This is a genomic window from Paenibacillus lupini, from assembly GCF_011761355.1.
GTDB lineage: Bacteria > Bacillota > Bacilli > Paenibacillales > Paenibacillaceae > Pristimantibacillus > Pristimantibacillus lupini.
The window spans coordinates 25784-50415 of record NZ_JAASRW010000011.1; the positions used below are offsets into that span (position 1 = coordinate 25784).

General features: G+C 46.2%; 19 protein-coding genes. 18 read left to right on the top strand and 1 reads right to left on the bottom strand.

The window, feature by feature from the left end; translation table 11 throughout:
• The first annotated feature begins 43 nt into the window (after positions 1-43).
• The 3 genes from FHS17_RS27380 to FHS17_RS27390 all read left to right on the top strand — a co-directional run bounded on the left by FHS17_RS27380 (position 44) and on the right by FHS17_RS27390 (position 4430).
• Complete coding sequence (locus tag FHS17_RS27380) at positions 44-1675, top strand: ABC transporter substrate-binding protein (RefSeq protein ID WP_167282154.1); 1632 nt, start codon at positions 44-46, stop codon at positions 1673-1675.
• A gap of 120 nt (positions 1676-1795) precedes the next feature.
• On the top strand, positions 1796-3850 hold the full coding sequence (locus FHS17_RS27385) for an alpha-galactosidase (protein ID WP_167282156.1): 2055 nt from the start codon (positions 1796-1798) through the stop codon (positions 3848-3850).
• A 202-nt stretch (positions 3851-4052) separates the two neighbouring features.
• Positions 4053-4430: a hypothetical protein gene (locus FHS17_RS27390; protein WP_167282158.1), complete on the top strand. Its 378-nt coding sequence runs from the start codon at positions 4053-4055 to the stop codon at positions 4428-4430.
• Here the strand turns inward: FHS17_RS27390 and FHS17_RS27395 are convergent, their stop codons facing one another.
• Positions 4431-4892, bottom strand: coding sequence for a GNAT family N-acetyltransferase (locus tag FHS17_RS27395; protein WP_167282160.1), 462 nt, complete (start codon positions 4890-4892; stop codon positions 4431-4433).
• A 520-nt stretch (positions 4893-5412) separates the two neighbouring features.
• Between FHS17_RS27395 and ilvB the strand changes: the two genes are divergently transcribed.
• From ilvB to FHS17_RS27470, 15 genes are all read left to right on the top strand, one after another.
• Entirely contained in the window at positions 5413-7158 is a 1746-nt protein-coding gene (gene ilvB, locus FHS17_RS27400; RefSeq protein WP_167282162.1) for a biosynthetic-type acetolactate synthase large subunit, read from the top strand.
• Positions 7155-7640 (top strand): acetolactate synthase small subunit, encoded by a 486-nt coding sequence (ilvN, locus tag FHS17_RS27405; protein WP_167282164.1) that lies wholly within the window; start codon positions 7155-7157, stop codon positions 7638-7640. Before ilvB ends, ilvN begins: the two co-directional genes overlap by 4 nt.
• A 142-nt stretch (positions 7641-7782) precedes the next feature.
• A complete protein-coding gene (gene ilvC, locus FHS17_RS27410) occupies positions 7783-8775 on the top strand; it encodes a ketol-acid reductoisomerase (RefSeq protein WP_167282166.1) in 993 nt (330 codons plus the stop codon).
• 131 nt (positions 8776-8906) lie between these two features.
• The gene (locus FHS17_RS27415) at positions 8907-10451 is read left to right on the top strand and encodes a 2-isopropylmalate synthase (RefSeq protein ID WP_167282168.1); all 1545 of its coding nucleotides are present in this window, start codon (positions 8907-8909) and stop codon (positions 10449-10451) included.
• Between the two features lie 85 nt (positions 10452-10536).
• Positions 10537-10956, top strand: a complete 420-nt coding sequence (locus tag FHS17_RS27420) for a secondary thiamine-phosphate synthase enzyme YjbQ (RefSeq protein WP_167282170.1) — start codon at positions 10537-10539, stop codon at positions 10954-10956.
• A 135-nt stretch (positions 10957-11091) separates the two neighbouring features.
• Positions 11092-12171, top strand: a complete 1080-nt coding sequence (gene leuB / locus FHS17_RS27425; protein WP_167282172.1) for a 3-isopropylmalate dehydrogenase — start codon at positions 11092-11094, stop codon at positions 12169-12171.
• A gap of 147 nt (positions 12172-12318) precedes the next feature.
• Positions 12319-12867: a peroxiredoxin gene (locus FHS17_RS27430; protein ID WP_167282174.1), complete on the top strand. Its 549-nt coding sequence runs from the start codon at positions 12319-12321 to the stop codon at positions 12865-12867.
• A 377-nt stretch (positions 12868-13244) separates the two neighbouring features.
• Complete coding sequence (locus tag FHS17_RS27435) at positions 13245-13661, top strand: hypothetical protein (RefSeq protein WP_167282176.1); 417 nt, start codon at positions 13245-13247, stop codon at positions 13659-13661.
• A 233-nt stretch (positions 13662-13894) separates the two neighbouring features.
• Positions 13895-14689: an RNA polymerase sigma factor SigI gene (gene sigI, locus FHS17_RS27440; protein WP_167282178.1), complete on the top strand. Its 795-nt coding sequence runs from the start codon at positions 13895-13897 to the stop codon at positions 14687-14689.
• The gene (locus FHS17_RS27445) at positions 14686-15963 is read left to right on the top strand and encodes an anti-sigma factor domain-containing protein (protein WP_167282180.1); all 1278 of its coding nucleotides are present in this window, start codon (positions 14686-14688) and stop codon (positions 15961-15963) included. Before sigI ends, FHS17_RS27445 begins: the two co-directional genes overlap by 4 nt.
• A 164-nt stretch (positions 15964-16127) precedes the next feature.
• Positions 16128-17507: an ATP-binding protein gene (locus FHS17_RS27450; RefSeq protein WP_167282182.1), complete on the top strand. Its 1380-nt coding sequence runs from the start codon at positions 16128-16130 to the stop codon at positions 17505-17507.
• Positions 17508-17587: 80 nt separating this feature from the next.
• A complete protein-coding gene (locus tag FHS17_RS27455) occupies positions 17588-19102 on the top strand; it encodes a leucyl aminopeptidase (protein WP_167282184.1) in 1515 nt (504 codons plus the stop codon).
• Positions 19103-19436: 334 nt separating this feature from the next.
• Entirely contained in the window at positions 19437-21005 is a 1569-nt protein-coding gene (locus tag FHS17_RS27460) for a response regulator (protein ID WP_167282186.1), read from the top strand.
• A gap of 15 nt (positions 21006-21020) precedes the next feature.
• Positions 21021-22754, top strand: coding sequence for a sensor histidine kinase (locus FHS17_RS27465; protein WP_167282188.1), 1734 nt, complete (start codon positions 21021-21023; stop codon positions 22752-22754).
• Between the two features lie 133 nt (positions 22755-22887).
• On the top strand, positions 22888-24600 hold the full coding sequence (locus FHS17_RS27470; RefSeq protein WP_167282190.1) for an ABC transporter substrate-binding protein: 1713 nt from the start codon (positions 22888-22890) through the stop codon (positions 24598-24600).
• The last annotated feature ends 32 nt before the right edge of the window (positions 24601-24632 follow it).

Below are 24632 nucleotides of genomic sequence, written 5' to 3' on the forward strand. Positions count from 1 at the left end.
CTTTTATGATTAGCGTACAATTATTGAATTAGGGGGATTTCATATGAACGCAAAAAAATGGATGCTGTCTATGCTTACAGCTGTAATGATGATTTCCGTAATATCGGCATGTTCTTCCAATTCATCTAATAAACCAAGCAACATGGGAAAATCGAATACCGAAACGGGAAGTAACAGTGAAACAAAGGAACCAGGCACGGATCCAATTACGATTACGTTCTTTGACAAAAACACAGGTGACAAATTCGATAACGCCATCGCCAAAGAGATTACGAAGCGCACCGGCGTAACGATTGAGATCCAACAGCCAACGGGCAATCCGACGGAAAAGCTGAACTTGATGCTGGCGAGCGATGACTTGCCGGATATGATTATGTTCGATCGCTCCAGTGATCTGGTGGCGAAGTATATTGAAGCGGGCTCGATCATTCCGCTGGATGATCTGATTAAGCAATACGGTCCAGATGTAACTGAAATGTACGGCGATGTGCTGAACAAAACACGTTACAAAGACGGTAAAAACTACTACCTGTCCAACTGGTATGGTCTAGAGCATGAGCCGGTATTCGGCTTCAACATGCGTAAGGATATCGTGAAGGAGCTTGCACCGGATAAAGCGGAAGGCGGAGTTCCATTCACACAAAGCGAATTCAAGCAGCTCTTGACCGATTTCAAAGCGAAATATCCGCAAATTGACGGTAAGGACTCGATCGCTCTGACGATGGACGGCGAGAACTGGGGAGGTACGCTTGGCACCTTCAAAGGAATGTTTGGTCTGAATGGCTATTACGAGCATGACGACAAGCTGCAATATGACGTGAAGGATCCAAAGTACAAAGATATGATTTTGTACATGAACGACTTGTACCGCTCCGGTCTGATGGACAAAGAATGGGCGATTAACAAACGCCAAGTATGGGAGCAAAAAATCGCAACAGGCACGATCTTCTCTTCAACAGGCGCTTATTGGGACCTGGGCAACTCCAACACCATCCTCAAAAAGGATAAAGGTGAAGAGTCACAGCTGTTTGCCTATAAAGTTGTGGCAGATGGCGTAGACCCTGCGAAGACGACGTATGGCGGCCGCAGCTCACTCGGCTGGGATGCGATTGCTATTACGAAGAAGAACAAAAATCCAGAACGTACGATGCAATTCATTAACTTCCTTGCAAGCGAAGAAGGTCAATACCTGCTTATGTGGGGCATCGAAGGCACGCATTGGGATATGAAGGACGGCAAGCATGTGCCGCGTCCGGAAACACTGCAAGCTTTCAAAGACGATTGGGCTGCATATACGAAAGAAACTGGTATTCGCAAATGGACCTGGTTTATTAAGAATGGTCCGGGTACTGACGGCACACCTTATGATCTTCCAGGTCGTTACGAGCGTGCACCGGTCGACCAGATGGCGATCAAAAACTTGTCCGATACAGTGTTTGATACAGCCATTTATGATGGCTTGAGCCCACAGGGCGGTACACCGGAAGCGCTGAGCGAACAGAAGATTAGCGACATTATGAAACAGGCAATCACGAAAGCGATTATGGCACCTTCGGCCGATGAAGCCAGCTCGATTTTTGATAAAATGCTGTCTGATATGAAGGGCGCAGGCGACGACAAAGTTGAAGCCGTATACTCTAGCAATTATGCTGCCCGAAAACAACTTTGGAATTAATATTGTCGGAAGAAATGAGAGCAGGGGAGGGCCAGCGGAGCTGGCTTTTTCCCTTACATAGCAAGCTATAAAAGCGTAGAATAGAATTTGAACCAATAATAGAATGGGAGCGGATCAATCATGACGACGGATTTGGGACAATTCAAGTTGGAGCAAGTATCCGGGACGTTTACGGCGGATAACGGCATTCTTAAGGTGACAGCAAATACGGAAGACGGTACTCTGGAGCTCGCCTGGAAAGACGGTCAGATGATGACAGGCCTGTTCGCTGAAGCTCGTGTTGGTGGAGCTGTCGTTCGTTCAACCTATTACGGCTCGCATACTGTTCCTGAAGCAGCGGTTCAATCGATTGAGGATGGCTTCGGTGAAGGTCTTCGATTCAGCTTTGAGCATGCGGAGCCGGGTAAGCCGACGCTTAAGCAGCAGATTCGCTTGTATAAGAACCTGCCTTACGCCTTGATTGAGCTGGAAGCGGAAGATACGCAAGAGTGGGAGACGAATGAATTAACTCCGCTCGCAGCTTACCTGAATGATGATGGCATACTTGATTTTGGCGACGGTTCGAAGGAAGAAATCCGCTCTCTGTTTATTCCTTTTGATAATGACAAGTGGGTACGGTTCGGCTCCCAGGCTAATCCGGGCAGTGTGCGCAGCTACGAGGTGACTGCGATCTACCGAGCATATTCTAGACGGGGCTTTGTTATTGGATCAGTAACCCATGATACGTGGAAAACGGCGATTGACGTGGAAGGCACTTTCTCTGAAGCAATTGGACGTCTGCGGGTATTGGCCGGTGCCTCTGATCTGCAGACTCGTGATACTGTGCCGCACGGCTCGATGAGGGGAACATCAATTGTATCTTCGACGATATTTGTAGGCGCTTACAGCGATTACCGTGAAGGTATGGAAGCCTACGGCAAAGCAAATACAGTTATACAGCCTGCGCTGCCTTGGTTTGGCGGTGTACCAATGGGCTGGAACAGCTGGTCTGCTGTTATGGCGAAGCTTGATTATGAAGTCTATACACATACATCTGATTTTTTCGCGAAGGAGCTTCAAGAGAATGGCTTTGCGGATCAGGAAGACAGCCTGTACGTTAACTTCGATGCTTTCTCGACCAATTTAAAGGAAGGGGAGCTTGAGGATGCCGTTCGCCGGGTAAAGGCAAACGGCCAGAAGCCGGGAACGTACTATACGCCGTTTGCGTTCTGGGGGAAAGACCCGGATACGCCGGTTGAAGGAACAGATGGTTCGGTCATGTACCGGGATATTCTGCTGAAGGATGCTGCAGGCAGACCGCTGCCGAGGCTGGATGGCGCCATGCCGATAGATCCGACGCACCCAGAAGCGATTGCCCGTATTATGCGCAAGCTTGATGAAGTCGTTGCTGACGGCTTTGACTATTTGAAAATGGACTTTTTGGCACATGGTGCGATGGAGGGGGAACATTACGATCCTTCGTTCCGTACGGGTATCCAGGCGTACAATTACGGTATGGCGGCTATTGCGGAAGCACTAAGCCCAGAGCGAATCGGCCGTCCGTTTCTGATCAACCTGTCGATTGCACCACTGTTCCCGCATGGCTATGCGCATAGCAGACGTGTCTCTTGTGACGCCTTTGGGATGATCAGCGATACGGAATATATGTTAAATGCGCTAACATACGGCTGGTGGATCAGCGACAATTTGTACCGCTTTAATGATCCGGATCATATTGTATTATTCAAAAGCTATAATCAGGAAGCAACTTCTGCCCATGAAGGCAGAAGCCGTTTGAACTCTGGTGTCATAGCAGGCACGTCGCTGCTGCTCGGAGATGATTATCGTATGGAAGAAGCGGCGGCCCGCGCTAAAGCATGGATGACAAACAAGGAAGTAATGTCCCTTGCAAGACGTGGAGAAACCTTCCGTCCAGCAGAAGGCAGAAGCGGCACCGGCGGTGAGGACTTGTACTCGCTGTCTGGCGATGGCGGCACCTGGGTTGCGGTCTTTAATTTCGATGCAGGGAATGGGAAGTCGAAAACGATTGATTTATCCCGCGTTGGCATTGATGGAACAAAGGGACTGACGGTACGCGATCTATGGAGTGGTGAGTCCTTCAGCCTGAAACCTGGGACGGCGGAACATCTGGTGGAGCTTGAGCCTGCCGAATCGAAGCTGCTGTTCTACGTCTAGCACGTTAAGCAGCATTTATATATCTTTAAAAGGACGTTCCTTCCGATCGGAGGGAACGTCCTTTTTTTATATCTATTAATAGTAATCTATCAGTTGACTCCAAATAGGAAGAGCCTGCAAATAACCTCCAAGGACAAACAAACAGGCAGCTTTAGTATCCGTTGAATAAACTAAAGAACAACGGGAAGGGAGGGATACAAACATGAGCAAAGTTTCCAAAGAACAAGCACGGAAGCTGGTCGGCAAAAAAATCTATGCGGTTCGCAAAGATGGATCTGTCGTTACAGGCAAGCTGGTGGAACTGCGGCAAAACAAGCTCGTACTGGCACCTCTGAAGAAAGATAAGGGGAAAGTAGTTAAAACAAAAGCGATATTGCCATTGGTATTGTTTGAACTGCTTGCCATCGGACTCTGGAGCGGCGGTGGTGGTGGCTGTGGATGCGGCAGCTTTGGCTGCGGCGGATGCGGCGGCGGTGGTTTCGGTGGTGGCTACGGTGGAGGCTATGGCGGCGGCGGAGGATACGACGGCGGCTATGGTGGTGGCTACGGCGGAGGATACGGCGGCGGCAATTTTTATTAATTAGTAATAAGGCAAGGAAGCTAGAGGTTTAATCATCTCATAACAGCGGAGTTCCGGATAATACTGGATCGCTTGATAGCCAAGGCGGCTGTACAGATTTCTCGCTTTGGTATTAATATCATCCACGAATAGTCTGGAGACTCTGCAGTTATGGGTTGTACCGTAAGCTTCAGCCGCGAGCAGGAGCTTTCTGCCCCATTGCCGGTTCCGGTGATCCGGGTGAACGACAAGCATATCGAGATACAGGATTTCGCCTGTGATTTCAAATCGAATAAAGCCATAGGGCTTGCTTGTTTTTCCTTCTGCGGCTACATAGGTGACTCCCCGCCGGAATCGTATGGGGAGTTCTCGCATCGTTTGGGCATCTAAGGGATGGGCGGTATGAGACATCGGAATAAGCTCGGCTTGGATGAGGCGGAAAATTTCCGTGTCATCCGTTTTTGGATTACGTGCTCGTATCATCAGCGATCCGTCCTGACCGAATGAAATTGCCGAATATGGGCTAAGTTATACTATGAATAGCAGGCAGATTATGCGCCTCACTATTTTTTGCAATTGTTAGGCAGTTTAGCTTGACGAATAGGTAACCAAGGCATATAATAAAGAAAATCTTATCCAAGCATATGTTATCGGCAATGATGAGGACGAAGTGTTAAGGGCTCTTTTGCTCAGAGAGCGGATGGATCAGCTGCAACCATCGCCAAAACCCCTTTTCTACGAGCTCACCTCGGAGCTGTTTTCCTGAAAAGCAACATCGTCAAATGTTGGTTATTAGGGAAAATCGCAAGACACGCGTTATTGTGTCAAAGGTATGGGCGTACTGTGCGCACACGTTCATTACCTTATGGAGGTTATGCATCGCAAGATGTATAACGAATTTGGGTGGTACCACGGAAGATATAACCTTTCGTCCCTCAGGCTTCAATTATTGAAGCTGGAGGAACGAGAGGTTTTTTTGTTGTTTTCGAGAGGAGGATGACTAATGGTCACGCAAAGTGCAACGCTGAAGTCAAAAGAAGAAGTTATGGAACGGATGAGAAAACCTGAAGTAATTTCCGGTTCCGAAATATTACTCCGTAGTTTGGTGCTGGAAGGCGTCGATTGCGTATTTGGTTATCCGGGCGGTGCCGTCCTTTATATCTACGATGCAATGCACGGATTCTCCGATTTCAACCATGTGCTCACACGGCATGAGCAAGGCGCAATTCATGCAGCAGACGGCTATGCCCGTGCTAGCGGCAAGGTCGGCGTATGTATCGCCACATCCGGTCCAGGTGCAACTAACCTCGTAACGGGGATTGCGACCGCTTATATGGATTCTGTACCACTCGTTGTTATTACAGGTAATGTTATTTCGTCCCTGATCGGCACCGATGCTTTCCAAGAGGCTGACATTACAGGTATTACAATGCCTATTACGAAACACAGCTACATGGTGCGTGATGTTGAGGATCTTCCTCGCATTATCCATGAAGCCTTCCATATCGCCAATACTGGCCGTAAGGGTCCAGTCCTGATCGATATTCCGAAGGATATTTCGGCTAAGAAAACATTGTTCAAGCCGGTGACGGAAGTTAGCATCCGCGGCTACAACCCGACGGTATCACCTAACAAACTGCAAGTCGACAAATTGATCAAAGCGATCGAAGAGTCGGAGCGTCCACTGATTCTTGCAGGCGGCGGTGTTGTATACTCCGGGGCACATGAAGAAATGCTGGAGTTTGCAACAAAGACGGAAATTCCAATCACAACAACTTTACTTGGTCTTGGGGGCTTCCCAAGCGGTAATGATCTGTGGCTTGGCATGCCAGGTATGCACGGTACGTACACGGCCAATACTTCCATTCAAAAAGCGGATCTTCTCATTAATATCGGCGCGCGTTTCGATGACCGCGTGACGGGCAAGCTGGCCGGCTTTGCGCCACTTGCGAAGATCGTTCATATCGATATTGATCCGGCAGAGATCGGCAAGAACGTTCCTACTGATATCCCTATCGTAGGTGATGTGAAAACGGTTCTGCAGCAGGTTAACCAACTGGCGAAACGGGCCGACAAAGCAGACGCTTGGCGTGAGCAGATTCAAGCATCGAAAGCGCAATATCCGTTCAGCTACAAAGATTCGGATGTTGAGCTGAAGCCGCAATGGGTTGTTGAAATGATCCATGAAACAACAAACGGCGACGCAATTGTTACAACTGACGTAGGCCAGCATCAAATGTGGGCTGCGCAATATTATAAATTTAACAAACCACGCTCTTGGGTAACTTCCGGCGGTCTTGGTACAATGGGCTTTGGTTTCCCATCCGCGATTGGTGCTCAAATGGCTAACCCGGATCGTGTCGTTGTATCGATCAATGGTGACGGCGGCATGCAAATGTGTGCACAGGAACTTGCGATTTGTGCAATCAACAATATTCCGGTTAAGGTTGTTATTCTGAACAACCAAGTGCTTGGCATGGTTCGTCAATGGCAAGAACTGATTCACGAGAACCGCTTCAGCCATATCGATCTTGCAGGCAGCCCGGACTTCGTTAAGCTTGCAGAAGCTTACGGTGTTAAAGGCTTCCGTGCTTCGAACAAAGATGAAGCAAAAGCAGTATGGGAAGAGGCAATGAATCATCCAGGACCTGCAGTAGTAGAATTTGTCGTTCGCAGAGACGAGAATGTGTATCCAATGGTTGCACAGGGCAGCACAATCGACCAGATGATCATGGGGGATGCAGAATGAAAAAGCACACGATCGCAGTAATCGTTAACGATCAGCCCGGCGTTCTGCAGCGTGTTTCCGGCCTGTTTGGACGCCGCGGCTTCAATATTGAGAGCATTACAGTAGGTGCAAGCGAAGAGCAGGGCTTGTCCCGTATGGTTATCGTCACTTCTGGCGATGACCATACGCTCGAGCAAGTTACAAAGCAGTTGTACAAGCTGATCGACGTTATTAAAGTTATCGACCTCAGCTCGAATCCAATGGTATCCCGCGAGCTTGCGCTTATTAAAGTAAGTGCAGAGCCTGCTGCTCGTCCAGAAATTCTTGGCGTAGTAGATACTTTCCGTGCTGCAGTAGTTGATATTGGCACTCATTCACTTATCGTTCAAGTTATCGGCGATACAGAGAAAATCGATGCAATGGTAGAACTTCTTAAACCTTACGGCATCCGTGAGCTTTCGCGTACTGGCGTAACAGCACTTAACCGCGGTAACGCACGTTAATAACATATGCAATACCATTTATAATAAGCTATATCCCGTTTTGAACGGGAGTTTAAGGGGAGAACTTTCCGAAATAAGTTTGAGATTTTCTCTGCTTAAACACCCGTTCAAAAGGGTTAAATTAAAGGAGGCAATCATTAAAATGGCAGTTACATTGTATTATGAAAAAGACGCAGATCAAGGCGTACTTCAAGGTAAAACAATCGCAGTTATCGGTTACGGCAGCCAAGGCCATGCGCAAGCGCAAAATCTTCGCGACAGCGGCCTGAAAGTTGTTATCGGCCTTCGTCCGGGTAAATCCGCAGACGTTGCAGCAAAAGACGGTTTCGAAGTGTTGACTGTAGCTGAAGCTACTAAAGTTGCTGACGTTGTTCAAATTTTGCTCCCTGACGAAACCCAAGCGAAAGTATATGCAGAAGAAATCGAACCAAACCTGAAAAAAGGCGCGGCTTTGATGTTCTCCCACGGCTTCAACATTCACTACGGTCAAATCGTGCCTAGCAGAGATACAGACGTATTCCTGGTAGCTCCTAAATCCCCTGGTCATATGGTTCGCCGTACATACCAAGAGGGCTTCGGCGTTCCTGGTCTGATCGCTATCCACCAAGATGCTTCCGGCAACGCGAAAGCAATTGGTCTTGCTTATGCAAAAGGTATCGGCTGTACTCGTGCAGGCGTTATCGAAACTTCCTTCAAAGAAGAAACAGAAACTGACTTGTTCGGTGAGCAAGCTGTACTGTGCGGCGGCGCTTCCGCGCTCGTTAAAGCAGGTTTCGAAACTTTGGTTGAAGCTGGCTACGCTCCAGAAATGGCTTACTTCGAGTGCTTGCACGAGCTGAAGCTGATCGTTGACCTGATGTATGAAGGCGGTCTGGCTACAATGCGTGACTCGATCTCCAACACAGCTGAATACGGCGACTATGTAACTGGTCCACGTATTGTTACTGAAGAAACGAAAAAAGAAATGAAACGCGTTCTGGAAGACATCCAATCCGGCCGCTTCGCTCGCGACTTCATTCTTGAGAACCAATCGAACCGTGCTATGCTGACAGCTACTCGTCGTAACGAGGCTGCTCACCCAATCGAGCAAACTGGTAAACAGCTGCGCGAACTGATGCACTGGATCAAAAAGTAATAAGATCATAACCCGCATATAAAAAGATGTTATCCCGGTTCGCCGGAGTGCGAGTAGGTTAGGTTCCAACCTATCCGGCACGCGCTCTGAGTGGTCCGGGATGATTCTGTTCTCGGAGGTGTAAGGCACAAATGCGAAAAATTTATATTTTTGACACGACGCTTCGTGATGGAGAGCAGTCTCCCGGTGTTAACCTGAACACAAAAGAGAAGGTTGAGATCGCGCTGCAGCTTGAGAAACTCGGAGTAGACCGGATTGAAGCTGGTTTCCCTGCGGCTTCCCCAGGTGACCTCGCGGCAGTTAATGCGGTTGCGAGCGCAGTTAAGAATGCTACGATTATTGGCTTGTCACGCTCCCGCGAACAGGACATCGACGCGGTACGTGAAGCGCTGAAAGGCGCGCAGGATCCATCTATTCACGTGTTTCTTGCTACTAGTCCGATTCACCGCAAGCATAAGCTGCGGATGGAGAAGGAGCAGGTGCTGGAAACGGCTGAACGCGCGATCCTTTACGCGAAGAAGTATTTCAGCAAGATCGAATTCTCGCTTGAAGATGCAGGACGCACCGAGCTTGATTTCGTCTGCCAAATGACAGAAATGGCGATTCGCGCAGGTGCATCTGTCGTGAATCTTCCGGATACCGTTGGTTACTTGAATCCGCTTGAATACGGCAACATCTTCAAGACAGTGAAAGAAAACGTACCAAATATCGAAAAAATTCAGCTGAGCGCACATTGCCATGACGATCTTGGTATGGCAACAGCTAACGCCCTCGCTGCAATTCTGAACGGCGCCGACCAGATCGAAGGTACGATCAATGGTATTGGTGAACGTGCAGGTAACACAGCACTTGAGGAAATTGCGCTGGCGCTCGAGACTCGTTTCGATTACTTTGATGCGAAGACGACATTGAACTTGAAGGAAATTGCAAAAACAAGCCGTCTTGTGAGCAAGCTGACCGGTATGGTTATCCCTGGCAACAAAGCGATTGTTGGTGCGAACGCATTTGCGCATGAATCCGGTATTCACCAAGACGGTATGCTGAAGGAGAAAACAACTTACGAGATTATTTCTCCGGATACGATTGGTCTTCGTGATTCGAAGCTTGTTCTTGGCAAGCATTCCGGTCGTGCTGCATTCCGCGAGAAGCTGATCGACCTTGGCTATGAACTGGATGAAGAAGCGGTTAACGCAGCTTTCGCGAAGTTCAAGGATTTGGCTGACCGTAAGAAGCATGTAACGGATGAAGATATCCGTGCCTTCTTGGAAGAGAAGCTCATCGATACGCCTGAAGTATTTACGCTTGAGGCGATTCAAGTGAGCTACGGCAACCAATCGACGCCTAGCGCATCTGTTCGCATCCGCGTAGCAGAAGGCGAGACGCGCGAGGAAGTTGCAATCGGCAATGGTTCAGTAGATGCAATCTACAATGCGATTGATAAAGTAACGGCAGAAGCGGTTGAGCTTGAGGATTATTCCATCAAGTCCGTATCGCAAGGCAAGGATGCGCAAGGTGAAGTGCATGTCGTCTTGAAGCAGGATGAAGTGTCTGCTCAAGGCCGCGGCCTTAGCACAGACATTCTTGAAGCAAGCGCACGTGCTTATATCGACGCAGTGAACCGACTCATCGAGAAGCGCAAGTCCCCTGGACGCCGCGATAAGATGAGCTTGATCTAACAAACAAGAGTACCGACAAAAGCCAAACGGACTAAGTCTATTCAGACTTTCTCAGTTTGGCTTTTGTGGTCAATTGGCTGAATAAATGAAGAAGGAGGGAATACTATTGTTTACTGAAACACTGCAAACGGCCAGAAGAGATGAAATGGTCGATATTACACGTAAAGTAGCATCCATAGTAGCCCGTGAAGGGGTGAAGGATGGTCTTGCGGTTATATACTGTCCTCATACAACAGCCGGCATTACGATTCAGGAGAATGCAGATCCGGATGTTAAGCACGACATTCTGATGCGTCTTGACGAGGTGTATCCTTGGGAGCATCCGAAATACCGTCATGCAGAAGGAAATACGGCCTCTCATCTGAAGGCGCTCACAACAGGGACAAGCCAGACCGTGATCATTAGTGAAGGCCGGCTGCTGCTTGGTACGTGGCAGGGCATCTATTTCTGCGAATTTGATGGTCCGCGTAATCGACATTTTCATGTGAAGGTAATCAATGGATAAGCAGGGCTATAGCCTTTATAAGCAGTACCTATAAAGATGATAGATTTTATATCTTGGTTTTCGTGCTAGAAATGTGGTACAAATGATAACAGAATGAGAATAGCTTACTAGAGCGAATAAGAGGAGTGTTTAATTATGTCAGAAGTTAAAAAAATCGCTGTCATCGCCGGCGACGGTATCGGTCCAGAAGTAGTTGGCGAGGCAATCAAAGTAATGAAAAAAACCGAGGAATTGTTCGGTTTCCAATTTGAATTCGAGCATGGTTTGTTCGGCGGTATTGCTATTGATGAGAAAGGTACTCCGCTGCCGCAAGAAACACTTGATATTTGTAAAAATGCTGACGCTGTATTGCTCGGCGCTGTAGGCGGCCCGAAATGGGATAACAACTCGAAAGAGCTTCGTCCTGAAACAGGCTTGCTCGGTATTCGTAAAGCACTGGGCTTGTTCTCGAACATCCGCCCTGCAAACGTATTTGACTGCCTGAAAGAAGCATCGACACTGAAACCAGAAGTACTGGAAGGTACAGATCTGATCGTTGTTCGTGAGCTGACTGGCGGTATCTACTTCGGTGAGAAATTCCGTCGTGAGGGTGCGAGCGGTGAAGAAGCGGTTGATACTTGCGTATACAACGTGCAAGAGATTGAGCGTATCGTCCGCCAAGCATTCGAAATCGCAATGACACGCAGCAAACGTCTGGCTTCGGTTGATAAAGCTAACGTTCTTGAAACTTCCCGTCTGTGGCGTGAAGTGGTTAACCGGATTGCTCCTGAGTATCCGGAAGTTGAACTCGAGCATGTACTGGTCGACAACTGCGCAATGCAATTGCTTCGCCGTCCATCGAGCTTTGACGTAATCGTTACTGAGAACATGTTTGGCGACATCCTGAGCGACGAAGCAGCTATGCTGACAGGCTCCATCGGTATGTTGTCCTCTGCATCCCTTGGCGAAGGCAGCTTCGGCCTGTACGAGCCGGTACACGGCTCCGCTCCTGACATTGCTGGACAAGGTATCTCTAACCCAATCGCAACAATCCTTTCCGTTGCACTCATGTACCGCCTGACATTTGGCTACCATGAAGCAGCTCAAGTGATTGAAGATGCGGTTAAAAATGTCCTTGATGCTGGTCACCGTACAGGTGATATCGCAGTTGATAAGAGTACAGCAATCGGTACAGTTGCAATGGGCGATTTGATCGTTGCAGCAATGACAAAATAGGAAGCTCTTAATTATAATTATTATAAATAAATATTGATTACAATATTGACTTTATTATAGACTGATGTTACTATTCTATAAGTAAGTCACGACTTGATAGTGACATTAACTATAAAATTGTTGGATTGGTTAAGGAGGAATTTTATTATGGCAGAGCGTTTGGTTGGCCGTCCGGCTCCAGATTTCAAAATGGATACAGCTACAGGTGACGGTAAAGATTTCGGAACAGCAACACTTGCTGATTACAAAGGTAAATGGCTGGTATTGTTCTTCTATCCACTTGACTTCACATTTGTATGCCCTACTGAAATTACAGCTTTGAGCCTTGCTTCCGAGCAATTCAAAGCCCTGAATACAGAAGTTCTTGGTGTTTCCGTTGATAGCAAACATAGCCACCGCGCTTGGATCAACACACCAGTTAACGACAATGGCCTTGGCCAATTGAACTTCCCGCTTGCTGCTGACATCACGAAGAGCGTTGCTCGTGACTACGGCGTCCTGATCGAAGAAGAAGGCGTAGCACTGCGCGGCCTGTACATCATCGATCCAGAAGGCGAAGTGAAATACCAAGTTGTTAACCACAACGACGTAGGTCGCAGCGTGGATGAGACTCTTCGCGTATTGCAAGCATTGCAATCCGGCGGTCTGTGCCCAATGAACTGGAAACCAGGTCAACAAACTCTGGTTGCGAAATAATCGATTAATCCATACAAATAGCCCGTACCACTTAGGTGGTACGGGCTATTTTTTATACGCTTATTCCCCGTTTTGTGTAGAAAGGCGCAGGAATCTGCTTGAAAAGCAGGAATTTCGGTATAGGAAAGCGAATAAGTTTGAGAAGTAAGCATGCGCTAGTGAAGTTAGTCCTTACGAAGTAAGAATTATCGCAACGCGAAAATTCTTTAAGCTGATCCTTACGAGGTAAGAATTATCGCAAAGACCGCGAAAATTCTTTAAGCTGATCCTTACGAGGTAAGAATTATCGCAAAGACCGCGAAATTCTTTAAGCTGATCCTTACGAGGTAAGAATTATCGCAAAGACCGCGAAAATTCTTTTGAGGAGGTTGTGCCCGATGAGCTTTTGTTGTGGAGCGAGTATGATCGGAACGAAAGGCACTTTGAAGCATATGCGAACTCATATTCATAATGTACCTATCTTATTTTGTCCTGTTTGTCACCGTGTAGAAATTCATTACTTAATCGAGAATGAATATGAAATACTGGCTGAATATGCACACGGGGACGGCGCCGCCGAGGTTGATTTCCAGGAGTATGTGGAACAGGAAGGCAAAGCGTTGCATGAAAACTGCGTCAATCACGAGAATGAGGATCCGATGGATGTTGTACTCAGCCAAATTGACATGTCATTGGACTTGTTATGCTTTGCAAAGCAGATTGGCGATTCAGAATGGGAAAATGAGCTAAAGACACGTCTTGGTATGTTGAGCGACAGACGTAATAAACTACGGCAGCGACGAACGTCTGTTTAACTTTTAGATGGAATAAAGTTAAGCCTCCGAGCCGGAGGCTTTTTTTATGGATAAGGTATTGTAAGTACTTATTATCTATCATCGCGAAACGGTACTTTGCTGTAATGAAGACGGCAGTGCCGTTTCTACATGTTTCTAATGTTTTTTCTCATATTTCTAACATTTGCTAACTTGGAACCCCCTTAAAAAGAAGATGCACTATCGAAACTTATACAGAGAGGAGGATACTCTTCATGTTCAAACGGTTTTTGCGGAAGAAAACTACCGCTGAAGCTGCGCATGATGAAAGGCTATCTCCTGAGCAAATCATTAAACAAATTAAAGAGGGCGATGAACAGCTAAGAGAGAAGTTCATTGCTGATTACAGGCCGTATGTAGCGAAGGTTACAAGCGGATTCTGCAAACGATACGTTGATCCAACTCGAGATGATGAGTTTAGTATCGCTTTAACGGCATTTAATGAGGCTATCACACAATTTTCTTCTGAATCAGGTAGATCTTTCCTTAGCTTTGCAGAAACGGTCATGCGCCGCAGGCTGATTGACTATGTGCGTAAGGAGCAGCGTCATTTAAAGACAGTGCCCTATACAGCATTTGATCAGCAGGATGAAGAGGAACAAATTTATAATCCTTTAGATACGAAGATGGCTCTGCATGCCTATCAGCTCAAGCAAGACGGTGATGACAGGCGTCTGGAGATTGAAGAATATACGAAGGAATTGATGCAGTTCCAGATTTCCTTTATGGAACTTGCGGAGTGTTCACCAAAGCATGCTGATTCCCGCCAATTGCTGCAGGGAATCGCCCAGACACTTGCAAGTCAACGTGATATGTTTGCACAGCTCTATGTGACGGGTAAACTCCCGGTCAAAGAGCTTACAGAGCTATGCGGCGTATCTAGAAAAACAGTTGAGCGCAACCGGAAATATATTATTGCGATTTCACTTATTATGAACGGTACATATCCTTATTTATCGGACTACTTAAACATTACAATACCAAAGCAAGGGAAGGAGGCGGGATTATGAAACGAGGAATTGTTCTCTCCATAGAAAACAAGAAGGCTGTCCTAATGACTGCAGACGGCCAATTCATTTCAGTCCCGCACGAAGCCCACATGCGAATTGGAGAAGAAACTTCAATTCAGGCAGAGTCGAAGGTGCCTAAGCGTGCACCAAAAAGAGCCTTCTGGTATTCCGGCGCAGCTGCAGCGATTCTGCTGTTTATTATCCCCTTCTTCTTTCTTACAACAGCGGAGGCCCATCCTGTGGTTGCCTACGTAAGCTTGGATATTAATCCAAGCATCGAAATGGGAGTAGATAAAGAGCAGCGAGTGCAGGAGCTCAAAGGACTCAATAGCGATGGGAAAGCCATTATTAGTGGTCTGAGCTATAAGGGTAAGCCGGTTGATGTTGTAGCAGCATCGATTATGAGTACGGTTGCGAAAGGTCATTATTTGGATAAACCAGATAAAGATATCGTAATCACAAGTTTAATACTGGATAGCGATAATCCAGCTAATGATCTCGAGCAAATGGTAGCCAAAGCGCTTGATCAGAAAGTAAAAGAAACAATCAAGCAACTGGATGCGAACAATGAGCCCAATGTGACTGTACTTTCAGTCCCTACGGAAGTTCGGGAGGAAGCAGCTGCAAACGGCATCTCTTCTGGTAAAATGGCTGTTTATTTGATGGCCAAGGATGAGGGATTCGATATTGAGCTTGAAGAACTAAAGGTTCAATCGATTGCGGATGCAACAGAATCCATTGGCGGTGTGAAGAAAATTGTCAAACAGGGTGCGAGCAAAGAAAAGCTGAAAGAACTTGCTCAAAAGGAAAAGCAAAACAAAAAGCAAGCTTCAGCAACACCTGCTGTAGATAAAGCGCAAGCTGCTAAGCCGACAGCAACACCAGTGAAGAGCACGGTTAAAGCCGAATCGCCAAAAACAAATGAAACACGGCCAACGCTGCCAACGAAACCAAATCCATCGGAACGACCAAACTGGTCTAAGGATGATAAGTCACATAAACCAAATCGCCCCGTGAAGCCGATTACTCCTGCCAAGCCTTCTAGCTCGGATAAGGATAAGAAGCGGAACGGGGATTGGTCTAATAACAGATGGAATCTAAATGACGATTCTGAGGATGACAAGAGAGGCGACTCTAGTAAGAATAAGGACGAAAGCAGCTCAAATAAGCTGGAGAAATGGTCTTGGTACAATAATAACAATAATGATGACGATGATGATCGTTGGGATAACAAGCGGGATGATACAGATAGCCGTCGTGATCGGAATAGATAAAGGGTAGGGCGATAGACGCAGGAAATTAGTCGTTTTTTCGATTGGAAATGACCTATCTTTCGACAAAGTCTCCGATTGACAGCTATTGGTAATAGATCCTATGATAATAGTGATATGTTATGTTGTTAATTGTTGTCTATTGATGTTGCCGGGGAGGGTTGAAGATGCATTCCATTAGAAAGCGCTATTTCCCGGCGCTTGCCGAATATATTCGTGACGGCGAGGAGCAGTCCCTCTACAAAGCATCTGAACTCGGTAAATACATGCAAAGCTTCAAGCCTGAGGAGATTATTGCTGTTCACGAAGAGAGTATTCAATATTTGGCAGCCAACGTGGAATCAGAGGAAGCGGTTAAACTTTATAATCAATCGTTCATGTTTCTTATAGAAGTGATGGTTGCATACCGTATGAATGAAGTGCCTATCGATACCGTGGAGCAAAAGTTTTCGGATATGCGGGAGCGACTATTTCTTTCCAATCGGTCGTTTGAGATGGTCAAGCATAAGTATGAGAATGTCCTCCAGCATATGGATAGCGGCATTGCCTTATTTGACAGTGACGGCATCCTGTCGTTTATTAATGTCCGGATGGCAGGGCTGCTTGATATTCCGCGGAAAACGCTGGTTGGCTGCAATTTGAGGGAGATTTTGCTGCATCCGCTGCTGAAGCGATCGACAAGGCGCGTCATTCTTCGCTTGTATAAGGAAATGATCTTGAAGCGTAGTGTTTATTACGAGTTTCAAGATAAGGATGGCAAGCATTTGCTTGTCACCTTTACGAATGGCGAGCAGATGAACGGAGATTTTCTCATCAGTGTGAAGGATGTAACCGAATATAAGCAAATAGAGCAGACCGCTTTACAGAACGATAAGCTGGCCATGCTGGGCCGTATTGCCGCTGCTATCGCCCATGAGATTCGTAATCCGCTCACATCAATTCGAGGCTTCATCCAACTGCTCCGCCCTTACTTGATGCAGCTTGGCAAGGAAGAGTATGCCAGGATTATCCTGACGGAAATTGATCGTGCCAATGATATTATTTTCGAGTTTTTAAATTCATCCAAGCCATCGGCTCCAATGAAGAAATCAGTGTCGATTAATCGTCTGATTCAAGAGGTTATTCTGCTGACGGAGAGCGAAGCTTTAATGCGTAACTGCGATATTCAACTCGAAACCTATGAGAATGACAGTGATTTGATGGTATCGATTGATGTGAAACAGATTAAGCAAGTGATCTTGAATATTGTCAAGAACTCAATCGATGCCATTGAGTCACTTCAGGAAGCACGAAGAGGCCGAATTGATCTTGTTGTGCGATCCGAAGGGCATTTTGCAGAAATTACATTAAAGGATAATGGCAAAGGAATGGACAAAGCGACGCTTGCCCGTTTGTTTGATCCTTTCTTCACAACGAAGGAAGCTGGAACGGGACTTGGCTTATCGGTCAGCTATCGGATTATCCGTAATCATAATGGGTCGATCCGTGTAGACAGTACCGAAGGAAGTGGAACTTCGTTCTTGATCTATTTGCCATTAGCAGAATAAACGATTAGAATCGGGGGAGGCGCTTGATCTTAAGATCTTGCGAATCCCCGATTTTGTCATTGAGAGAGAGGAATTTATTCATGCAAACACATTTTACATATGAAGCAGCTGCGACAGCAGGGTCTGCAGATGCGATTGTAAGGCTGATCAGCGCTGCGGAGCTTAAGCAGGGCACGGCGCAATGGATATTGCCGCAGATTGACGAAGCCATCAGAGGGCTTTATGCGAAGGGCTTGTTTAAGGCTGAACCGGAGCAGACAGAAGTCTTATCGACCCTCGGACTACATTCCGCTGGCCATATTATATTCGTAGGCTATGATGATAAAAATGGCATAGACGGCTTGCGGCTTGCTGCCGCTGCAGCAGCCAATGCATTAAAGCGGATCAAAGCGCAAACGGCTCAAGTACGATTGCCGGAATCCATTGTATCGACAGAAGATTATACACTGCAGCAAGCGGCACAGTCGTTGGTAGAAGGTCTTACTTTAGCTGTCTATGACCGTCTGCCTGATCTGCGTCAACCGAAGCAGCGTTACTCCTTATCACATGTATCCTTTGTACCGGCAGCAGGTGTTGCTTTGCCCACAGATGCTGCGGAGCAGTGGATGGAGGGTGTTGCTCTTGGAGTGGTGTATGCGGAAGGCGTAATTGTTGCTCGTGACTTGACGAATATGGCGGGTAATAAGCTGGTACCGGAAGTCCTCGCAGCACATGCGGAGGATCTGGCTCGTGAATATGATCTGGATATTGAAGTGCTGGATGAATGGAGTGCAGCAGAGCAAGGGATGGGCGGTTTGCTTGCGGTTGGCCAAGGCAGCATTCACGCGCCAAGAATGATCGTGCTTCATTATAAAGGAGCACCTGATCAGGAGGAAGCATGGGGCTTGATCGGTAAAGGTATCACGTTTGATACAGGTGGCATTTCCTTGAAGAAGGGGCCTGGAATGGAAGATATGATCTCCGATATGGGCGGAGCTGCAGCAGTACTTGGTGCAATGCGCATTATTGGTGAGCTTAAGCCGGAAGTAAATATTATTGCAGTTATTCCTACAGCGGAAAATATGCCGTCTGCGCAAGCCTTTAAGCCGGGCGATGTCATTAAAATGATGAATGGTCTCACGGTAGAAATCGTTAATACCGATGCGGAAGGACGACTCGTCCTAGCAGACGGCTTGACGACAGCTATTCGCCGTGGTGCAACGCAGTTGGTTGACGTAGCCACATTAACAGGTGCAGTACTTGTTGCTCTTGGTACAGAAGCTACAGGCGTCGTAACCAATAATGAGGCATTGATGCAGCAGCTGCAGCAAGCTGCAGTACGTTCCGGCGAACGGGTATGGCAGATGCCGACTTATCCGGAATATAAGAAACAGCTGCGCAGCGATGCAGCCGACTTGAAAAACAGCGGCGGCCGATATGCAGGAACGATTACAGGCGGATTGTTTATTGGAGCGTTTGCAGAAGACCTGCCATGGGTTCATCTGGATATAGCTGGAACAGCTTATCTGGATAAGAGCCGCGGGATTGAGCCGAAAGGCGCAACCGGCGTAATGGTTCGCACACTTGTAGAATTGGTGACAAATAGCCAAAGCTAGTTCCGAGTAAATACTCATAAAGCTAGTTATGAAAGGCTGAACATCAGCCTGCCATAACTAGCTTTTTTTGTTTAATTTACAAAGAAAGAACTATAGTTTTTAGGTATTAATAGGTGCTCAACAGCCGTATAATCATCGGCGTACACCGGACATTATTTTAATGAAATCGCTTTCACTTATATTAATTAAGATGGAATTTCCTAATAATACAAGAATACGGATAACCATAGTAGGATGTTTTTCATAAAGTTTTGTCTCTATAATAGTTAATATCGTTAATTATTGGAATTGATTTATTACGCTTTTACGATTTATGGGTCAGGGGGCATCACGTATGTACAAAGTATTATTAGTGGATGATGAGATTTTTGTTCGTAAAGGCTTGAAAAATTTAATGGACTGGGAATCGCTGGGCTACGAGATTTGTGACGAAGCGGGTAATGGACAGGAAGCACTCGAGAAAATTCAGCTGCTTGAACCCGATCTGGTTATCGCCGATATCCGTATGCCGGTTCTGGATGGTTTGGAGTTGATACACAGAGTTACCGAGGAAGGTGCTTATCGTCCGACTTTCATCATTGTCAGCGGCTATCATGATTTTCAGTATGCACAGCGTGCATTACGATATGGCGTACATGACTATATATTGAAACCAATAGATGAGGTTGAATTAGAGACGACATTGAAGGCGCTTTCCGGTACGCTGGGGCTTAAAAAGCTGACGACGCTTGCTGGAGACAGCTTTGTTACCGATTCTATTGTGGAAACGCTGGTGCAGGGCCAATTTTCCGAAGAAGATAAAGGGGCTTTGTCTGCTGCTCTTCAAATGCCGGAAATTTCCCGGTTTCAATACGTGCTGGTCGAGCTTCATACTAACCCGAATACACCAAGTTTAGAGTGGACGGCTAAAGAGCTGACTGCAGTTATGCAATCGGTGATGGCGAATCCAGTTAGTAAAGTACCTGTGTATGAACAAATCAGTGGATTATATGGCCTGTTAGTCGATTTGGAGCAGTTCGTCACGTCGGAAGGAAGGCTGGAATCCGCTTATCTCAGCCTGCATGCTGCAATAACAAAAGCTTCGGGCCGACCTGTAACTTTGTATATCGGTAAACCCGTCGATCATCTACAGGAGATGAATCTATCCTACCGCTCTGCTAACGAAACGATGTCCTACAAATATGCAGAGAATGGTGCGTCCGTTATTTATGCCAGCCAGGTTCAGGGAACTCCACTGTATTATTTCGACGTCGATTCCGAAGTATACAGCAGGCTGCTTGAGCGTCTGGAAGAAAATAATGCTGAGCTGTATGAGCAGGATATCGAGCTGTTGTTCCGTCAGTTTGTTGAGAAAAGATTTGCTCCAAATGCTGTCGCAAATACAATTACCCGATTCGTAATCGGGATCATCAATATTATTCGAAAGATGGAAGGCGATGAGAAAAGACTTCGCAAGCTTCCGCTCATTATGGACTGGCAAGGCAGCTACAGCCGATTACAGGATCTTAAGAGCTTGTTTGTTGACTTTCTGCACGAGGCTGCAGCTTACTTGGCAGAGCTTCGTAATGAGCAGTCTAAGGGCGGTATCGAGCGAATTAAGAAATACATTGAAGTGAGCTATACCGAGAATATTAGCTTGAAGAGTATTGCGGGCAAATTCTATATGAATTCGGTTTATTTGGGACAGTTATTCCGCAAAACATATGGTGTCTATTTTAATGATTTTCTACTGCAAATTCGGATCAGTGAAGCGAAGAAGCTGCTTCGTCAAACGGATTTCCGGATGTACGAAATTGCGGAGAAGGTAGGTTTCCAGAACGCCGATTATTTTGTAACCCAATTCGAGAAGCTGGAGAAAGTAACCCCGACCGATTATCGCAACAAGCTGCTGGGCAAAAAATAAACAGGTGGGGATTGGATGGGCAGATTTCATTGGAATCATCTAAAGCTGCGGGACAAGCTGCTGTTAATGTACATTTGCAGCGTGTTTATTCCGATCGTGCTGACGAATATTATTTTTTACAACGTAACAACCAACAATATTAAAAATCAGAAAACACATGATGCCAATATCGCCCTGGAGCAGCTTCAGGGCGAGCTTCGTGCTGTCATTGATGAAGCGGCGGGGATCTCCTATTTGTATTACATTGATCCACTTCTTAACCAGCTTCTCGACCACAATTATGATTCCCAAATTGAATATGTTGAAGCGTTCAACAATATCCGAAGTGTCTTTAACAAATCCGAGCAGGCGTACAAAACGACCAGCTCTACAATCATTTATACCGATAATCCGACCGTATTGTCCTCGGGACCTATTATGCCGCTTACGGATATTGAAAAGGCTACGGACTGGTACAGGGAGTTTATGAATACTAAGGTGTCTTATCCTCTGTTAATTCAGTCCGATGATACCTTTAGTCTTATTCAACGGCTTAATTATACGCAGGGCAACGGCTATAACAATCTGATCAAGATTGATCTTAATATGACGACTGTAAAGCAGCTATTTGCTATCTCTGGTTTTGAAGGAAGTATTTATTTCCTGAAGCCTGATGGTACGATTCGTTATTCGAATGATCATGCATTGGACTGGCGTTTCCAAGAAATTAAGCTTGATCGAGTAGCAAAGCCGAAGAACACCATTTCTTTCGACAAGGTGTACACCAACAACAATTATTTGAATAATTGGTCGCTGCATGGCGTGATCAATGAGAAAAGCTTCCTGCATGATGTACGGAAATCAGGTGCTTTTGTCATCTATTTGGCGCTCATTAATTTCGTGCTGCCCTCTTTAATTATTGCTGCCCTCTCCAGATCGATTCATGTACGGCTCGTTAAGATTGTGAAGCATATGAAAAAAGTGAAAAACCAGCATTTCGAAACGATTCCGCTTGATGATGCACGTGATGAAATCGGTCAATTAACCGGTGAGTTTAACCGTATGACCGAGAGAATCGATAATTTAATTACGGATGTTTACCTGGCGGATATTCAGAAAAAGGATCTTGAGATCCGGCAGCGTCAGGCGCAGCTTCATGCTCTTCACAGTCAGATTAATCCTCATTTTCTGTTCAACTCTCTGGAGACAATCCGGATGCGCAGCTTGATGAAGGGTGAAACGGAGACGGCGAAGACCATTCACTATATGGCGAAAATTTTCCGTAAATCGATTTCATGGAAACGCAGCTGGGTATCTATTCGGGAGGAAATCGAGCTGACCGAATGCTTCCTGGAAATTCAAAAATACAGGTTTGGTGATAAACTTCAGTATCAGCTGACGATTGAAGACGCGGTCTACGACCAAATGATTCCGAAGATGACCTTCCTTCCGTTTGTCGAGAATGCAAGTATTCATGGCATTGAAGGCTCGCCGGGGATTGGTTTCATTCAGATTCATATTGGAATTACAGGCGATAAGCTGATGTTCAGATTGTCTGATAACGGGATCGGCATGTCCGAAACGAAGCTCTCTGAGCTGCTTAACTACCTAAGAATGGATGATTCCATTGGTGATAACGTAGGCATGAAGAACGTATATACAAGGCTCAAATTGTGCTATAAAGACTCCTTTGAATTCGACATTCGTAGTGAGGAAGGTCATGGGACTATAGTCGAATTACGCCTGCCGCTCGACATGAATGGTCAATAAACGACGAAATCATTGAACTATGCTTTTCAAAGTACGAACTAAAGTTTGAGGGGTAATCAAGAACTCGTATTCGTTTTATGATGAAAGTGCTTACAACAAACGCGTTGAAATGACGAAAGGGGATAGAAAAAGAATGGTCAATAAAAAGCTTTTAACTGTCAGCTTAGCTGCTGCGATGTTAGCTGTTACCGCATCCGCTTGCGGAGGCAATAACAATAACGATGAACCAAAAAGCAGCAATACTGGCAACAGCGGTAATGCAGCTAATGCATCTACTTCACCTGAAGCAGAAGACAAAACACCCGTCACTTTCTCGTATTACAGCTTCACCAGCCAGAAAGACACAATGGCTAGCGACACCGTTATCGGTAAAGAACTGCAAAACCAAACCGGTGTAGACTGGAAAATGGAATTCCTTGTTGGCGATCCGCAAACGAAATCCGGCGTAATGATCGCATCTGGTGACTATCCAGACGTTATCGTACCGGAAGGCGAGATCGACAAACTGCTTGATGCTGGCGCATTTATTCCACTGGATGATTTGATCGAGAAATACGGTCCTAACATTAAACGCGTGTATGGCCAGTACTTCGATAAGTTCAGACAAGCAGACGGCAAAATGTACTTCCTGCCATTTGGTGCGAACCAAGGATACGTTGGTGATCCTGGTATCAGCCAAGGCGCTTTCTGGATTCAACGTTCTGTTCTGAAAGAAGCGGGCTATCCAAAAATCAAAACACTTGATCAATACTTCGATCTGATTAAACAGTATCAAGAAAAGCATCCAACAGTGGACGGCAAAGGAACAATTGGTTTCGCTTCCCTGGCTGGTCCTGCTGACAGCTTCTTCTCGATTACCAACCCAGCCATGCACCTTGCCGGCTATCCAAATGACGGCAGCGTTATCGTTGATATGACTACACATGAAGCAAAAACATATGCAGCTACAGACAACGAGAAAAAATGGCTGCAAAAGCTGAACCAAGTGAATTCGGAAGGTTTGTTCGATCCAGAAACATTTACAGCGAACAAAGACCAATTCCTTGCTAAGCTGACTTCTGGCCGTGTTCTTGGCTACTTCAACTACGCATGGCAAGTTGGCGATGCGACGAACAACTTGATGAAAGCTGGCATTGACGAGAAGCGTTATGCTCCGCTGCCAATCGTATTTGATGAGAACACCAAAGACCAATACTTAGATCCACCTAGCTTTGTAAACAACCGCGGTATCGGTATTTCGGTTAATGCTAAAGATCCAGAACGTATTATCAAGTACTGGGACAACCTGCTGAAAGAAGAAAACCAAGTTCTTGTTCAATGGGGCGTTAAAGACCAGAACTATAGCGTAGACGCAAACGGCCGCTTCATTATGAACGCTCAACAAATCTCTGATCGTAGTGACCCTGAGAAAAAACGCTCGATCGGATGGCAGTACTTCGAGTACAGCTGGCCGCGTTACGGCAACAACTCCGTTCTTGCTGACGGCAATTCGTATGCAGTAAGCAATCAGCCAGAAGTAGCCTATGCAGGTTACACAGATGGCGACAAAGCACTTCTGGACGCATACGGCGCTAAGACCTTCTCCGAATACTTCTCGAAACCGGATGAGCGTGCTTGGTACCCAGCTTGGAGTATCAACAAAGGACAAGGTACACCAGAGCAAATCTTCGAGCAAAAAGCTAGTGACCTTCAAAAGAAATATATTCCGAAACTCGTTCTTGCTAAAACAAGCGATTTCGATTCGGTTTGGAACGATTATGTAGGCCAAATGAACAAGCTTGATGTAAAAGGTTATGAAACGTTCATTACGAAAGTTGTTCAAGACCGTATTAATGGTAAATGGTAATTAAATAAAAGTAGACGGAAGGCCGGATGAAG

Coding starts and splice junctions, on each gene's coding strand:
- FHS17_RS27420 (WP_167282170.1), top strand. CDS start 10,537: ATGAAGAAGGAGGGAATACTATTGTTTACTGAAACACTGCAAACGGCC.
- FHS17_RS27470 (WP_167282190.1), top strand. CDS start 22,888: ATGGTCAATAAAAAGCTTTTAACTGTCAGCTTAGCTGCTGCGATGTTA.
- FHS17_RS27430 (WP_167282174.1), top strand. CDS start 12,319: ATGGCAGAGCGTTTGGTTGGCCGTCCGGCTCCAGATTTCAAAATGGAT.
- FHS17_RS27415 (WP_167282168.1), top strand. CDS start 8,907: ATGCGAAAAATTTATATTTTTGACACGACGCTTCGTGATGGAGAGCAG.
- FHS17_RS27390 (WP_167282158.1), top strand. CDS start 4,053: ATGAGCAAAGTTTCCAAAGAACAAGCACGGAAGCTGGTCGGCAAAAAA.
- leuB (WP_167282172.1), top strand. CDS start 11,092: ATGTCAGAAGTTAAAAAAATCGCTGTCATCGCCGGCGACGGTATCGGT.
- ilvB (WP_167282162.1), top strand. CDS start 5,413: ATGGTCACGCAAAGTGCAACGCTGAAGTCAAAAGAAGAAGTTATGGAA.
- FHS17_RS27455 (WP_167282184.1), top strand. CDS start 17,588: ATGCAAACACATTTTACATATGAAGCAGCTGCGACAGCAGGGTCTGCA.
- FHS17_RS27450 (WP_167282182.1), top strand. CDS start 16,128: ATGCATTCCATTAGAAAGCGCTATTTCCCGGCGCTTGCCGAATATATT.
- ilvN (WP_167282164.1), top strand. CDS start 7,155: ATGAAAAAGCACACGATCGCAGTAATCGTTAACGATCAGCCCGGCGTT.
- FHS17_RS27380 (WP_167282154.1), top strand. CDS start 44: ATGAACGCAAAAAAATGGATGCTGTCTATGCTTACAGCTGTAATGATG.
- FHS17_RS27435 (WP_167282176.1), top strand. CDS start 13,245: ATGAGCTTTTGTTGTGGAGCGAGTATGATCGGAACGAAAGGCACTTTG.
- FHS17_RS27395 (WP_167282160.1), bottom strand. CDS start 4,892: ATGATACGAGCACGTAATCCAAAAACGGATGACACGGAAATTTTCCGC.
- FHS17_RS27385 (WP_167282156.1), top strand. CDS start 1,796: ATGACGACGGATTTGGGACAATTCAAGTTGGAGCAAGTATCCGGGACG.
- sigI (WP_167282178.1), top strand. CDS start 13,895: ATGTTCAAACGGTTTTTGCGGAAGAAAACTACCGCTGAAGCTGCGCAT.
- FHS17_RS27465 (WP_167282188.1), top strand. CDS start 21,021: ATGGGCAGATTTCATTGGAATCATCTAAAGCTGCGGGACAAGCTGCTG.
- FHS17_RS27445 (WP_167282180.1), top strand. CDS start 14,686: ATGAAACGAGGAATTGTTCTCTCCATAGAAAACAAGAAGGCTGTCCTA.
- ilvC (WP_167282166.1), top strand. CDS start 7,783: ATGGCAGTTACATTGTATTATGAAAAAGACGCAGATCAAGGCGTACTT.
- FHS17_RS27460 (WP_167282186.1), top strand. CDS start 19,437: ATGTACAAAGTATTATTAGTGGATGATGAGATTTTTGTTCGTAAAGGC.